The 13,515-nt window shown below is 71.9% G+C and carries 11 protein-coding genes; 7 read left to right on the forward strand and 4 right to left on the reverse strand.

From position 1 onward, the window contains the following. Nucleotides 1-238: 238 nt before the first annotated feature. A complete protein-coding gene (locus ABZV42_RS06665; RefSeq protein WP_192582817.1) occupies nucleotides 239-421 on the reverse strand; it encodes a hypothetical protein in 183 nt (60 codons plus the stop codon). A gap of 138 nt (nucleotides 422-559) precedes the next feature. On the opposite strand from ABZV42_RS06665, the gene upp reads away from it, so the two are divergent. Continuing rightward, nucleotides 560-1,195, forward strand: coding sequence for a uracil phosphoribosyltransferase (gene upp / locus ABZV42_RS06670; protein WP_355984112.1), 636 nt, complete (start codon nucleotides 560-562; stop codon nucleotides 1,193-1,195). Nucleotides 1,196-1,307: 112 nt separating this feature from the next. Here upp and ABZV42_RS06675 read toward each other — a convergent pair whose 3' ends face one another. Both ABZV42_RS06675 and ABZV42_RS06680 read right to left on the reverse strand, forming a co-directional pair. Further along, a complete protein-coding gene (locus tag ABZV42_RS06675) occupies nucleotides 1,308-1,958 on the reverse strand; it encodes a LytR C-terminal domain-containing protein (protein WP_355984111.1) in 651 nt (216 codons plus the stop codon). 90 nt (nucleotides 1,959-2,048) lie between these two features. Beyond that, on the reverse strand, nucleotides 2,049-2,345 hold the full coding sequence (locus ABZV42_RS06680; protein WP_003999914.1) for a type II toxin-antitoxin system VapB family antitoxin: 297 nt from the start codon (nucleotides 2,343-2,345) through the stop codon (nucleotides 2,049-2,051). 105 nt (nucleotides 2,346-2,450) lie between these two features. On the opposite strand from ABZV42_RS06680, the gene ABZV42_RS06685 reads away from it, so the two are divergent. Then, nucleotides 2,451-4,079, forward strand: coding sequence for a helicase HerA-like domain-containing protein (locus ABZV42_RS06685; RefSeq protein ID WP_356051025.1), 1,629 nt, complete (start codon nucleotides 2,451-2,453; stop codon nucleotides 4,077-4,079). A 170-nt stretch (nucleotides 4,080-4,249) separates the two neighbouring features. On the opposite strand, the gene ABZV42_RS06690 is transcribed toward ABZV42_RS06685, so the two are convergent. After that, the gene (locus tag ABZV42_RS06690; protein WP_355984109.1) at nucleotides 4,250-4,834 is read right to left on the reverse strand and encodes an HhH-GPD-type base excision DNA repair protein; all 585 of its coding nucleotides are present in this window, start codon (nucleotides 4,832-4,834) and stop codon (nucleotides 4,250-4,252) included. Nucleotides 4,835-4,980: 146 nt separating this feature from the next. On the opposite strand from ABZV42_RS06690, the gene ABZV42_RS06695 reads away from it, so the two are divergent. From ABZV42_RS06695 to ABZV42_RS06715, 5 genes are all read left to right on the forward strand, one after another. Continuing rightward, entirely contained in the window at nucleotides 4,981-7,050 is a 2,070-nt protein-coding gene (locus ABZV42_RS06695) for a penicillin acylase family protein (RefSeq protein ID WP_356051026.1), read from the forward strand. Next, nucleotides 7,040-7,708: a GNAT family N-acetyltransferase gene (locus ABZV42_RS06700; protein ID WP_356051027.1), complete on the forward strand. Its 669-nt coding sequence runs from the start codon at nucleotides 7,040-7,042 to the stop codon at nucleotides 7,706-7,708. The genes ABZV42_RS06695 and ABZV42_RS06700 overlap by 11 nt, the downstream gene beginning before the upstream one ends. 63 nt (nucleotides 7,709-7,771) lie before the next feature. Continuing rightward, on the forward strand, nucleotides 7,772-9,697 hold the full coding sequence (locus ABZV42_RS06705; protein WP_355984106.1) for a copper resistance protein CopC: 1,926 nt from the start codon (nucleotides 7,772-7,774) through the stop codon (nucleotides 9,695-9,697). An 82-nt stretch (nucleotides 9,698-9,779) separates the two neighbouring features. Then, nucleotides 9,780-10,742 carry a formylglycine-generating enzyme family protein gene (locus tag ABZV42_RS06710; RefSeq protein WP_355984105.1) on the forward strand — a complete coding sequence of 321 codons (963 nt, stop codon included), beginning with the start codon at nucleotides 9,780-9,782 and terminating at the stop codon, nucleotides 10,740-10,742. Nucleotides 10,743-10,860: 118 nt separating this feature from the next. Continuing rightward, nucleotides 10,861-13,218 carry an arylsulfatase gene (locus tag ABZV42_RS06715; RefSeq protein ID WP_355984104.1) on the forward strand — a complete coding sequence of 786 codons (2,358 nt, stop codon included), beginning with the start codon at nucleotides 10,861-10,863 and terminating at the stop codon, nucleotides 13,216-13,218. The last annotated feature ends 297 nt before the right edge of the window (nucleotides 13,219-13,515 follow it).

The raw sequence follows: 13,515 nt of genomic DNA on the forward strand, positions 1-13,515 counted from the left end.
GTCCGGCGGGTGTGGCGCCCATGGCGGCGGCCTCCCGCGAGTGTGAGGCGCGGGTCGGGTTCCGTCCGGCGGGGCGCGAGGCGGGTTCCGTCCGGCGGGCGTGGGGTGTGGGGCAGCGGCAGCCCCCCACGTGTGACACGCAGGGCAGCAGCCGGGGGCCCGGCGTGACGGGCCGGGCAGGCTTCGTCCGGCGGGCGTGTGCCGCGGGACGGAGGGCGCCCTGGAGGCCGGAGGGCCGTTACCAGCGGAACGTGCGCATGCGCATCGCGTGGCGCAGGCGGGCGGTCTTGGCGCGGCGGGGCTGGACCCGGTCGCGCAGCTCGCGAGCCTCGGCCAGGTCGCGTAGGAACTGGGCCCGCCGCCTCCTGCGCTCGGCGTCGCTCTCCAGCCGTTCGGACGACTCCTCTTGCGGGTTCCGCATTGGCACACCACCCCAGGTCCGTCCCTCCCACCTTCCCTCCGATGGATGGTTTGATGCCAGCGGACGGGTGACGCGGGGCGGCGGACCTTGCCGGACGGGTCAGTGGCGGGCGGCGGCGGCCCCGCTACTGTTGTGGACATGCGTCTTCACGTCGTCGACCACCCCCTGGTCGCCCATAAGCTCACCACCCTGCGCGACCAGCGCACCGACTCCGCGACCTTCCGGCGGCTGGCCGACGAGCTGGTCACCCTGCTCGCCTACGAGGCCACCCGCGACGTGCGCACGGAGCAGGTCGACATCGTGACCCCGGTCTCCCCGACCACGGGCGTCAAGCTCTCCTACCCGCGCCCGCTCGTCGTGCCGATCCTGCGCGCGGGCCTCGGCATGCTCGACGGAATGGTCCGGCTGCTGCCGACCGCCGAGGTGGGCTTCCTGGGCATGGTGCGCGACGAGGAGACGCTCCAGGCCTCCACGTACGCCACCCGGATGCCGGACGACCTCTCCGGCCGTCAGGTGTACGTCCTGGACCCGATGCTGGCCACCGGCGGCACGCTGGTCGCCGCGATCCAGGAGCTGATCAAGCGGGGCGCCGACGACGTCACCGCCGTGGTCCTTCTCGCCGCCCCGGAGGGTGTCGAGCTCATGGAGCGCGACCTCGCGGGCGCGCCGGTCACCGTCGTCACCGCCTCGGTCGACGAGCGCTTGAACGAGCACGGCTACATCGTGCCGGGTCTGGGCGACGCGGGTGACCGCATGTACGGGGCCGCCGAGTAACTCCCCGGCGACCGCGGAGCGCTCGGACAGGAGCCACCGGCCCGGAAGCCGGCGGCTCCTGGTCGAGCGAGGCTCCGGAGCCGGTCGTTTCTACGCGAGACAGGTCCCGCGGTCAGCAGTGCTTCTTCGAGGCGGAGGGCGCAGGCTCGGGCTGAGCCAGAACGGTCAGCGCCTTGTCGGCGTCCTCCTTCTTCGTCAGCGCCTTGAAATCGGTTCCGATGATCAGGTCGACCGTGGCGGCCTTGGTGCGGCCGTCGGTCTTCAGCTGGGCGCCGGAGAGCTGGGTGTTGAGGACGGGCAGCGCGGCCTGGTCGGCACCCTTGGCGCCGAGCAGTATCCCGGCGCCCGTGACCTTCTTGTCGTACGTGGCCGTCGCGTTGCCCACGTCACCGATCTTGAAGCCGCGCTTCTTCAGCTCGTCCGCCGTCTGCTTGGCGAGCCCGCTGCGCGGGGTCGCGTTGAGGACGTTCACGGTGATCTGACCGGGCTTCGGCAGGGTCGCGGCGAGGGCGGCGGCCGCCTTCGCCTCGGGCGTGATCTTCGACGCGCAGTCCGACTTGGTGTCCGCCGCCGTGGCCTTGCTGCCGCCCGTGTAGATGTCGATGAGCTGGAGGGACCCCCACCCGATCAGCCCGAGAACGGTGACGGAGGTGATGCTCACGAACACGAACTTGCGACGCCCTCGGGGCCGGCGCATCCGCGGGTACTTGTCCCCCGTGATCCGATACTGGCCACCCATGCCAGGGGGAGTAAGCATGCTCATGGGCGCAGCGTAGTGCGCCGGGGCGCCAATGCCTACTAGATGATCATTGCCCGGCGTTCAGTTCAACCCATTGGGGTCAAGCCGTGGCCATTAGTCCAGTTCAAGAACGCGCGCGTGCAGCACCTGACGCTGCTGGAGCGCGGCGCGGACGGCGCGGTGGAGGCCGTCCTCCAGGTACAGATCGCCCTGCCACTTGACGACGTGCGCGAACAGGTCGCCGTAGAAGGTGGAGTCCTCGGCGAGGAGGGTCTCCAGGTCCAGCTGGCCCTTGGTCGTCACGAGCTGATCGAGGCGGACCGGGCGCGGCGCGACGTCCGCCCACTGCCGGGTGCTTTCCCGGCCGTGGTCGGGGTACGGCCGGCCGTTTCCGATGCGCTTGAAGATCACACGGAAAGCCTACCGGTCAAGACGTTCCGGGCGCAGCCATGGCGGCGGAGTGCGACGCTGGAAAAGATGTCGTAAATCCTTGCAAAACGGGAACAGGGGTCTGATATGAGTGACAGCGAGACCGTGCCGTCGGCTGCCGCTGCGACCGCTCCCGAGCAGGCTCCCGGTGCCCCCGCGCTCCCGCGGGAAGCGCTGGAGATCGCCGCCGGTTACGCCTTCGCGGGCCCCGCCCTGGACCTCGGCGCGCTGCTCTGGGACGGGACGTGCCTGCCCGACGCGCAGATCCGCATCCCGCTGCCGATGCTCAACCGGCACGGTCTGGTGGCGGGTGCCACCGGCACCGGCAAGACCAAGACGCTCCAGCTGATCGCCGAGCAGTTGTCGGCGCAGGGTGTGCCCGTCTTCCTCGCCGACATCAAGGGTGACGTCTCCGGGATCTCGACGCCCGGCGAGCCCGGGGAGAAGGTCGAGGAGCGGGCCCGGGAGGTCGCCCAGGAGTGGACACCGGGCGGCTGTCCGGCGGAGTTCTACGCGCTCGGCGGCCTCGGCCACGGCATTCCCGTACGCGCCACGGTCACCAGCTTCGGGCCGGTGCTGCTGTCCAAGGTGCTCCAGCTCAACCGGACCCAGGAGCAGTCGCTCGGCCTGATCTTCCACTACGCCGACCAGAAGGGCCTGGAGCTGGTCGACCTCAAGGACCTGCGCGCGGTCGTCGCCTTTCTGACCTCGGACGAGGGCAAGCAGGAACTGAAGGGGATCGGTGGACTGTCCACCGCCACCGCGGGTGTCATCCTGCGCTCGCTCACAGCCTTCGAGGCGCAGGGCATGAGTCCCTTCTTCGGGGAGCCGGAGTTCGACACGAGCGAGCTGACACGCCTGGCGCCGGACGGCCGGGGCGTGGTCTCGGTCCTCGAACTGCCCGCGGTGCAGGACAGGCCGCAGCTCTTCTCCACGTTCCTGATGTGGCTGCTCGCCGATCTCTTCCACGACCTCCCGGAGGTCGGCGACGCCGACCGGCCGAAGCTCGTCTTCTTCTTCGACGAGGCCCATCTGCTCTTCACCGACGCGTCGAAGGCGTTCCTGGAGTCGATCACGCAGACCGTCCGGCTCATTCGCTCGAAAGGGGTCGGCGTCTTCTTCGTGACGCAGACACCCAAGGACGTCCCCGCGGATGTCCTCGCCCAGCTCGGCAACCGGGTCCAGCACGCGCTGCGCGCCTTCACCCCGGACGACCAGAAGGCGCTGAAGGCCACCGTGAAGACGTTCCCCGAATCCCCGTACGACCTCGAGGAGGTCCTCATGGGCCTCGGCACCGGCGAGGCCGTGGTCACCGTGCTGAGCGAGAAGGGCGCTCCGACGCCGGTCGCGGTGACCCGGCTGCGCGCGCCGCGGTCGCTGATGGGGCCCGTGGAGGCGGGCGCGCTCGACCGGGCGGTGCGGGAGTCGCCGCTGTACGGGCGGTACGCGCAGGCGGTGGACCGGGAGTCGGCGTACGAGAAGCTGACGGCGGCGCAGGTCTCCGGGGTGCCTTCGCCCTCCTCGCCCTCCTCGGGGCGGCGGGGCGGGGCCGAGGAGGAGCGCTCCTTCGGCCGGAGCCGGCCGAAGGAGGAGCCCTCCGTCGTCGAGCAGGTCGTCGGCAGCGGGCTGTTCAAGTCCCTGGCGCGGTCGGTGGGTACGCAGATCGGGCGGGAGGTCACCCGGTCGCTCTTCGGAACGGCCCGGAAGCGCCGCTGACACCGCTGTCCGCCGCTCGGCCTGGCGGCGGGGCGGCCTGCCGGGTGGACAGGTGGACGGCCGGGTGGACGGACGGACCAGCGGACCAGCGGGTGGACGGGTCCCGGACGGGTGGACCGGCCGGCGGGCGGACGCGGCGCAGGAGCGGGACGCGGGGCGCGTGGTCCGGGTCAGCCGCGGGCGGCCTTCGCCGCCGCCTTCATCTCCTGCTTGTGGGTGCGGACCTTGGTGAGGGACTCCGGGCCGGTGATGTCGGCGACCGAGCGGAAGGACCCGGCTTCGCCGTACGGGCCTGCCGCCTCGCGCCAGCCCTCGGGGGCGACACCGAGCTGCTTGCCGAGGAGGGCCACGAAGATCTGTGCCTTCTGCGGACCGAAGCCGGGGAGTTCCTTGAGGCGGCGCAGGAGCTCCGCGCCGGTCCCGGCGTCCTTCCAGACGGCGGCGGCGTCTCCGTCGTAGTGCTCGACGAGGTACTGGCACAGCTGATGGATGCGCTTGCCCATCGAGCCGGGATAGCGGTGCACGGCGGGCTTGGCCGAGAGCAGCTCGGCGAACTTCTCCGGGTCGTACGAGGCGATCTCGTGTGCGTCGAGATCGTCGGCCTCCATCCGGCGGGCGATCGTGTACGGGCCCGCGAAGGCCCACTCCATCGGCACCTGCTGGTCAAGGAGCATGCCGACCAGAGCAGCGAGCGGACTGCGGCCGAGCAGTTCGTCGGCCTCGGGCTGCTGGGCGAGGTGAAGCGTGACGTCCATGGACCGATGATCCCGCGTACGGCGGCGGGCCGCCCGGTCGCGGCCGTCGTGCCGCCCCGCTTCACCGGGTCTTCACCCGCGACGTACGATCCCCGAGAGTTGAATTAGGTTAGCCTAACTTAACCTGACGTGACTGGGGATGAACCGTGACAGCCGAGATCCACCGTGACACCTGGGGCATCCCGCACCTGCGCGCCGGCGGCGCCCTCGAACTCGCCCACGCCCAGGGCCGGGTCACCGCGCTGGACCGTGCCTGGCAGCTGGAGGTCGAACGGCACCGTTCCCAGGGCACCTCGGCCGCGTTCCTCGGCGCCGAGTCCGTCGGCTGGGACCGGTTCGCGCGGCAGGCCCGGCTCGACGACACCGCCCGGCACTGCTTCGCCTCCCTGGAGGAACGCGACCCCGAGACCGCCGCGTGGGTCGTCGCGTACGTCGAAGGAGTCAACGCCGGACTGGCCGAAGGCGCCGCGCGGGCACCCGAGTTCGCGGCGAGCGGGCTCGTCCCGGGGCGCTGGGAGCCCTGGAGCCCGATGGGTGTCTGGCTCGGTACCCACATCCTGTTCGCCGGGTTTCCCGCCAAGCTGTGGCGCGAGGAGGTCGCACGGCACCTCGGCGCGGACGCGGTCGGCCTGTTCGCCATGGACGGGCCGGGCACGGCGGGCAGCAACGGATGGCTGGTGAGCGGTGAACGCACCACCACCGGGAAGGCGTTGATCGCCGGTGACCCGCACCGCTTCATCGAGGAACCCGGCGTCTACCAGCAGATCCGCCTCTCCTGCCCGGAGTTCGACGTCGTCGGCCTCGCCGTCCCCGGTGTCCCGGGCATCGCGCACTTCGCCCACACCGGAACCGTCGCCTGGGCGATCACCAACGCGATGGCCGACTACCAGGACCTCTACCGGGAGCGGCTGCGGTTCGGGGACGCGGGGAACGGCGCGAGCGTCGAAGCCCTCGGCCCCGACGGTGTGTGGCGGACCGCGGAGCGGCACACGGAACGGATCGAGGTGGCCGGGGGCGAGAGCGTCGAGGTCGAGGTGACCGAGACCGCGCGCGGACCCGTCGTGATCGGGGGCCCCGGCGCCGAGGAGTCCATCAGCCTGCGCTACCCGCCCCGTGTGACGGCGGACCTCGGATTCGGCGCGCTCCTGCCACTGCTGCGCGCCCGCCGGGTCGCCGACGTGGACCGGGCCTTCGACGCCTGGGCGGAGCCGGTGAACGTCGTCCAGGCCGCCGACACCGAGGGCGGGGTGCTGCACCGCGTCGCGGGCCGGGTCCCGGTGCGCGACGCCGCCAACCGGGTCCGGGTGGTGAACGCGTGGGAGGCCGGCCACGAATGGACCGGCCGGCACGAGACGCCGTACGGCCAGGTCGAGGACGGACTCGCCGTGATGGCGAACCAGCGCGGCCCCGCGGCCCCGCTCGGGGTCGAGTTCGCACCGCCCCACCGCGCCGACCGCATCCGCCAACTGCTCGACACAGGACTGGCGTTGTCGGCCGCGGACATGCCGGCCATCCACATGGACACCCGTCTCGCCTCCGCGGCGGCCCTGCTCGACCCGCTGGCCGGACTGGAGCTCTCCGGCCCCGCGGCCGACCTGCGCGACCAACTCCTGCGCTGGAACCGGCACATGGACGCCGGCAGCGGCACGGCCGCGCTGTACGCACGGGTGCGCGACGCGGTCGTACGACGGCTCGTGGCGCACCCGGCCCTCGCGGTCCTGGCCGAACCGCCCGCCCACCCGGCCGTGTTCCTGCCCTGGCTCGCGCTCACCCCGCGCGTCGCCTTCGCCCTGGAGAACCTGCTGACGGCGGGGGAGCCGTACGGCATCGACCGTGACGCGCTGGTGCGGGCGGCCGTCGAGGAAGTGGCCGCGGGTCCCGTGTCCGGCACCTGGGGCGACACCCATCGCCTCGCCCCCTGGCGGGCGCTCACCGGCGCCGACGACGACGAACCGGCCCTGTCCGGCGACAACGACTGCGTCCTGTCCACCTCGTCGCTCCCCGGGCTGACCGACCTGAGCGCCCGCGGACCCGCGGCCCGGTACGTCTGGGACCTCGCCGACCGCGACAACAGCCTGTGGGTGGTCCCCTTCGGAGCGGACGGCGTTCCCGGCGAAGCCCACCACCGCGATCAACTCCCCTTGTGGCTCAAGGGAGATCTCGCCCGGGTGACCACCGACTGGAACACGCTGACCAAGGAGAGCGATGACGACTGAGACGACTGAGACGACTGAGACGACCGAGACGACCGAGACGTACGCCGACGCCCGCGCGGCCGTCCACGAGCAGCGGACCGAGGACTTCGGCACGGTCCGCGTGCTGCCCCTGGACCCGCACGCCGATCTCGACGTGGTGCACGGCTGGGTCACCGGCGAGCGGGCCGCGTACTGGGGGATGACCGGGTTCACCAGGCAGCAGGTGCTGGAGACCTATCTGCACCTCGACTCGCTCGACACCCACCACGCCTTCCTCACCGTCAAGGACGGCGTACCGGCCGCGCTCTTCCAGACCTACGAGCCCGAGGCCGACCGGGTCGCCGAGTGCTACGAGGTCCGGCCCGGCGACATCGGCGTCCACCTGCTCATCGGGCCCCCCGCACCCGGCGCCGGCGCGCGGCCGGGCTGGTCGTCCACGCTGCTGACGGCGTTCCTGGCGTACGCGCTCACCGGCCTGGACCGGCGGCGGGCCGTGGTCGAACCCGACGCCCGCAACACCAGGGCCATCGCCCGGCTGACCCGGCAGGGCTTCGTCGCCGCCGGGGACATCGTGCTCCCCGCGATCGACCTGCCGGAGGTCCACCTGCCCGAGAAGCGCGCCCGGCTCGCCTTCCTGACGCGCGAGGCCTTCGAGAGGGGCCGGACGGCGCCGAGGTGAGCCGGACGCGGCCCGTATCCGTACATGACCGAGACTCTGGACATGCGGATACGGAGACGGTGTGTGAACGGAAACCGGCAGCGAGAGCGGCGGCTCGGCGCCAGGGCCCTGGCCCTGCTGGGCGGTGTCCTGGTCCTGGTGCTCTTCGGCGGCGTGAGCGGCGCTTCCGCGCACGCCGCGCTGACAGGCACCGATCCGCAGGACGGCAGTGTGCTGAAGTCGGCGCCCCGCCGGGTGACCCTGACGTTCAGTGAGTCGATCGGCCTGTTCGACGACTCCTTCCGCGTGCTCGACCCGGAGAACCGGCGCGTGCGCACCGGCGAGGCGGAGCACGCGGACGGCCGTTCCGACACCGCGGGGGTCACCCTGCCGCGAGGCCTGGGCGACGGCACGTACACCGTGGCCTGGCGCGTCGTCTCGGCGGACAGCCACCCGGTCTCCGGCGCCTTCACCTTCTCCGTCGGCAAACCCTCCGCGACGCCCGCCCCGCTGCCGCCGACCGCCGGCGATCCCGTGTCCTCCGCCCTCTACGACATCGCCCGCTACGCCGCCTACAGCGGACTCGCCCTGCTCATCGGCGCGGTCACGTTCGTGCTCGGCTGCGGCTTCCCCGGGTCCGTACGGCGTCTCCTGGTGACCGGCTGGTGGATCCTGCTCGGCTCCACGTTCGCACTGCTCCTCCTGCGCGGCCCCTACGAGCGTGGCACCGGCGTGTCAGGGGTCTTCGACGCGGCGAGCCTCAGCGACACCCTGGCGGGCCGGCCGGGCATCGTGCTGGTGGCGCGACTGGCACTGCTCGCCGCCGTGGCCTTCGTACCCCCCCGGGTGCCGGTACGGGAAGGGGGAGCCGGCCGTGGCACCCTCGTGCTCGGCGCGCTGTTCTCCCTGGCCCTGGCGGTCACCTGGGCCGCCTCGGAGCACGCCTCCGCCGGGATCCAGGTCCCCGTGGCGATGGTCTCCTCCGTGCTGCATCTGCTCGCCATGGCGGTGTGGCTCGGAGGTCTGGCCGCCCTGCTGGCCGCCCTCCACCGTCCCGCCGAACCGGTCTCCCCGTCCGTCGTCACCCGGTTCTCCCGGCTCGCCCTCACCTCGGTCGCCGTCCTCGCGGTCACCGGCGTCTACCAGTCCTGGCGCGGTCTCGGCTCCTGGGACGCCCTGACCACGACGTCGTACGGCAGGCTCCTGACCGTGAAGGTCGCCCTGGTGGCGCTGCTCCTGGCGGGAGCCGCGTTCTCGCGCCGCTGGACGGCCCGGCTGGCGACGGCACAGACCCCCGCCACCGTCCCGGCCGTACGTGTGCCGGTCACGGTGACGGCGGACGGGTCCACGGCCGAGGATCCGGCGGGAGCCGGGACGGCGGATGACGCGGGGTCCACGGACGGTGCGGGCGCCATGGACGGTCCGGGCGCCACGGACGGTCCGGAGGCCACGGGCGGTGCGGGGGAAACAGACCGTCCGGGGGAAGCAGACCGTCCGGGGAACACGGATGGTCCGGGGAACACCGGGTACCACCAGGGCCTGCGCCGCTCGGTGCTCGCCGAGGTCACCGTCGGCGTCGTGGTGCTGGTGATCACGACGATGCTGACCGGCACGCAGCCGGGCCGCGCCGCCACGGAGAGCGCCGACGCGGTGGCGGCCGTGCGCCGGGTGACCTCCAAGACGACCGTGGTCCCCTTCGACGTCGGCACCCCGGGCGGACACGGCAAGGTCCAGATCGAGCTGACGCCCGGCCAGGTGGGCCAGAACTCCGTGCAGGCCGTGATCCTCGGTCCCGACGGCGGCCTCGCGACGGTCCCCGAGGTGCGTCTGACCTTCACCCTGGAATCACAGAAGATCGGCCCGATCGACGCGGAGATCACCGACAAGGGCGGCTACTGGACCTCCGACGGCCTCACCCTCCCCCTCCCCGGCACCTGGACGATGAAGGTCACGGTCCGCACCAGCGACATCGACGAGATCACCGTCTCGAAGAAGGTGAAGATCGACTGACGCGTCCCCTGAGGGGTGTGTCGGGGCGGCACCGGGTGTGTTGCCGGGACGGCCCGGCCGTGGCTGGTGCACCGTCGGCGTCATGACGACGACTGCGCGACGCCCGCTCCCGGCACCCGCCCGGGGGATGGTGCGGATCCCGGGTGGCGGATTCCTGATGGGTTCGGACGACTTCTATCCGGAGGAACGGCCGGTTCACCCGGTCTCCGTCGACGGGTTCTGGATGGACGAGCACCCGGTCACCGTGGCCGCGTTCCGGCGCTTCGTGAAGGCGACCGGCTACGCCACCGTGGCGGAGCGTCCCCTCGACGCGGTCGACTATCCCGGTGCCGATCCGGCCGAACTCGTGCCCGGGGCGCTGGTCTTCCGGATGGCCTCCACCCCCGTCGGCCTGGACGACTGGCGCCGATGGTGGAGCTACGTCCCGGGCGCGTCCTGGCGTCACCCGGAGGGCGCGGGCAGCACCACGAACGGGCGCGAGCGTCACCCGGTCACCCAGGTCGCCCACGAGGACGCCCGCGCCTACGCGGACTGGGCCGGCAAGGATCTGCCCACGGAGGCGGAGTGGGAGTTCGCCGCCCGGGGCGGTCTCGACTCGGCCGTCTTCCCCTGGGGCGACGACTTCGCTCCCAGGGGGCGCCGGATGGCGAACACCTGGCACGGCCGCTTCCCGTGGGAGTACCTGCCCGCGGGCAGGACCAACCCCGCCCCCGGAACCACCCCGGCCGGCTCCTATCCGCCCAACGGCTACGGCCTGCACGACATGGCCGGCAACGTCTGGGAATGGACCGCGGACCACTACACCAGCCGCCATCGCGACCCCGCACCCAGCGCCTGCTGCGCACCGCGCAACCCGCGCGTCGACGTCCCGCGGCCCCCCGGCCCCGGCGGGCCCGCACCGGAGCGGTTTCCGCGACGGGTGATCAAGGGCGGCTCGCACCTGTGCGCGCCGACCTACTGCCTGCGCTACCGTCCCGCGGCCCGGCAGGCGCAGAGCGAGGACACCGCGACCTGCCACCTCGGCTTCCGCTGCGTCATCCGCTGACGCCCGCTCACCCGGGCGGCTCACCCCGGCTGCACACGACCTGACGTCCCCTCAGGATGGGCGCCGGTGGCCTGTGCCCGTCACGGTGGCGCGGGGCCGATCCGGAAGGCGGTGTGCGGTGGCCGGGGTGTTTCGCGGTGTGGTGAACCTGGACGTGCGGGACTCGGTGCCGGACTGGTCGGCGTACGAGCAGGCGAAGGCTCCCGAGGGAGCGCCGAACGTCGTCTACGTCGTGCTGGACGACGTCGGATTCGGCGGAATGAGCTGCTACGGCGGGCCGATCGAGACCCCCAACATCGACCGGCTGGCCGCCCGGGGACTGCGCTACTCCCAGTGGCACACCACCGCGCTGTGCTCGCCGACCCGCTCCGCGCTGCTGACCGGGCGCAACCACACGACCAACGGCATGGCGTGCATCAGCGAGGCCGCGATCGGTTTCCCGAACGCCAACAGCCACATCCCGCCCGAGTGCGCGACGCTCGCCGAAGTCCTGGTCGAGCGCGGCTACAGCACCGCCGTCACCGGCAAGTGGCACCTGTGCCCCGAGGACGAGATGAACCTCGCCTCCACCCGCCGGAGCTGGCCGCTCGGCCGCGGCTTCGAGCGCTTCTACGGCTTCCTCGGTGCCGAGACCAGCCAGTGGTACCCGGACCTCGTCCACGACAACCACCCGGTCGAACAGTCCGCCACCCCCGAGGAGGGCTACCACTTCGGCGTCGACATCACCGACAAGGCGATCCAGTACTTCGACGACGTCAAGGCCATCGCACCGGAACGGCCCGTCTTCCTCTACTACGCCCCGGGCTGCGCGCACGCCCCGCACCAGGCGCCGAAGGAATGGATCGAGCGGTACCGGGGCCGCTTCGACGCGGGCTACGAGGAGATGCGCGAGGAGATCCTGGCCCGGCAGAAGGAACTCGGCCTGGTGCCCGCCAACACCGAGCTGCCGCCGCTGAACCCGATCGGCACCCCGGGGACCCGCACCGGGCCGGGCGGGGAGCCGTTCCCCGCCCTGGACTACACCCGGCCGTGGGCGGAGCTGAGCGCGGACGAGCGGCGCCTGTTCGCGCGGATGGCCGAGGCGTACGCCGGGTTCCTCTCGCACTGCGACGACCAGGTCGGCCGACTCATGGCCTACCTGGAAGACATCGGCCAGCTCGACAACACGATCTTCGTCGTGGTGTCCGACAACGGCGCGTCCGGCGAGGGCGGCCCGAACGGCTCGGTCAACGAGAACAAGTTCTTCAACAACGTGGCCGACGACATCGACGACAACCTGGCCATGATCGACAAGATCGGCGGCATCGAGACGTACGGCCACTACCCGAACGGCTGGGCGATGGCCTTCAACACGCCCTTCAAGATGTGGAAGCGGTACTCCTTCAACGGCGGCACCTGCGACCCGTGCATCGTCTCCTGGCCGGCCGGCATCGCCTCCCGGGGCGAGGTCCGGACCCAGTACCACCACGCCGTCGACATCGTCCCCACCGTCCTGGACTGCATCGGCGTGGAGATGCCCGAGTCCGTCCGCGGGCACGTCCAGGTGCCGCTCCAGGGCGTCAGCATGCGCTATTCCTTCGACGCGCCCGCCGTGAAGTCCGCCCGCTCGACGCAGTTCTACTCGATGCTCGGCACCCGCGGCATCTGGCACCAGGGCTGGAAGGCGGTCACCACCCACCCCGCCATCAGCGGCTGGGGCAACTACGGCCAGGACACCTGGGAGCTCTATCACACCGAGGAGGACCGCTCCGAGCTCCACGACCTCGCCCGGCAGGAACCCCAGCGTCTCACCGAACTGATCGGCCTGTGGTTCTACGAGGCCGGCGTCAACCAGGCACTGCCGCTGGACGACCGCTCCGCACTGGAGATCCTCTCCACTCCCCGTCCGCAGCTCACCCCGCCCCGCAACCGCTACACCTACCGGCCGGGCGGTTCCGAGGTGCCCGAGGCGGTCGCGGTCAACATCCGCAATCGCTCCTACGCCGTCGGCGCCCTCGTGGACATCCCCGGGCCCGGTGCCTCCGGCGTGCTGTTCGCCCACGGCGGCCGCTTCGGCGGACACGCCCTGTTCGTCCGCGACGACCGGCTGCACTACGTCTACAACTTCCTCGGCACGGACCACCAGCTGATCACCGCAGCCGAGGAGCTCCCGACCGGCGAGAAGCTCATCCTCGCCGCGTCCTTCGAGAAGGACGGCGAGGTCGCGCCGGGCGTCGCCACCGGCATCCTCAGCCTCTACCACGGCGACCACAAGGTCGGCGAAGGCCGCATCAAGACCCAGCCCGGCCGCTTCACCCTCGCCGGTGAAGGGCTCAACATCGGCCGCGACGGCGGTGAGGCCGTCAGCGACCACTACCCGGGCGCCAGCCCCTGGACCTTCACGGGCGCCACCCTCCACCGCGTCGCCGTCGACGTCAGCGGCGAACCGTACATCGACCTCGAAACCGAGGCGCAGGCCATGCTCGCCCGCGAATAGCCCGCCCGGAGACCCGAGGCCGTTCCGGGCCGTCCGTGGACGTTCGCGTGGCAGTTCAGGCAGCTCGCCTGAACGGACCTGAACCACGGTGTATGTCCGCCCACTGGGCCAAGACCAAGACGACGATCATTTGTGTCGCGAGTCCTTGATGGGCGGTGCGCGGTGCGTCGACAGGCCGGTGCCCCGGCTTCCGCAGTGGACTTGCGGAGGCCGACGGACCGGACGGGGGAGCTCTTGCCTGGTGATTCGTTCGCGGCGCCGGGCTGACAGGCGGAGCACGGCGGGACGGCCCAGGGG

Origin of the sequence: Streptomyces sp. NPDC005281, from assembly GCF_040607495.1 — a bacterium.
In the GTDB taxonomy this organism is placed as follows: domain Bacteria; phylum Actinomycetota; class Actinomycetes; order Streptomycetales; family Streptomycetaceae; genus Streptomyces.

What these genes read in the sequence shown, in the direction of transcription:
- ABZV42_RS06700 (WP_356051027.1), top strand. Translation starts at nt 7,040, where the DNA reads ATGACGACTGAGACGACTGAGACGACTGAGACGACCGAGACGACCGAG.
- ABZV42_RS06690 (WP_355984109.1), bottom strand. Translation starts at nt 4,834, where the DNA reads ATGGACGTCACGCTTCACCTCGCCCAGCAGCCCGAGGCCGACGAACTG.
- ABZV42_RS06675 (WP_355984111.1), bottom strand. Translation starts at nt 1,958, where the DNA reads ATGAGCATGCTTACTCCCCCTGGCATGGGTGGCCAGTATCGGATCACG.
- ABZV42_RS06710 (WP_355984105.1), top strand. Translation starts at nt 9,780, where the DNA reads ATGACGACGACTGCGCGACGCCCGCTCCCGGCACCCGCCCGGGGGATG.
- upp (WP_355984112.1), top strand. Translation starts at nt 560, where the DNA reads ATGCGTCTTCACGTCGTCGACCACCCCCTGGTCGCCCATAAGCTCACC.
- ABZV42_RS06665 (WP_192582817.1), bottom strand. Translation starts at nt 421, where the DNA reads ATGCGGAACCCGCAAGAGGAGTCGTCCGAACGGCTGGAGAGCGACGCC.
- ABZV42_RS06685 (WP_356051025.1), top strand. Translation starts at nt 2,451, where the DNA reads ATGAGTGACAGCGAGACCGTGCCGTCGGCTGCCGCTGCGACCGCTCCC.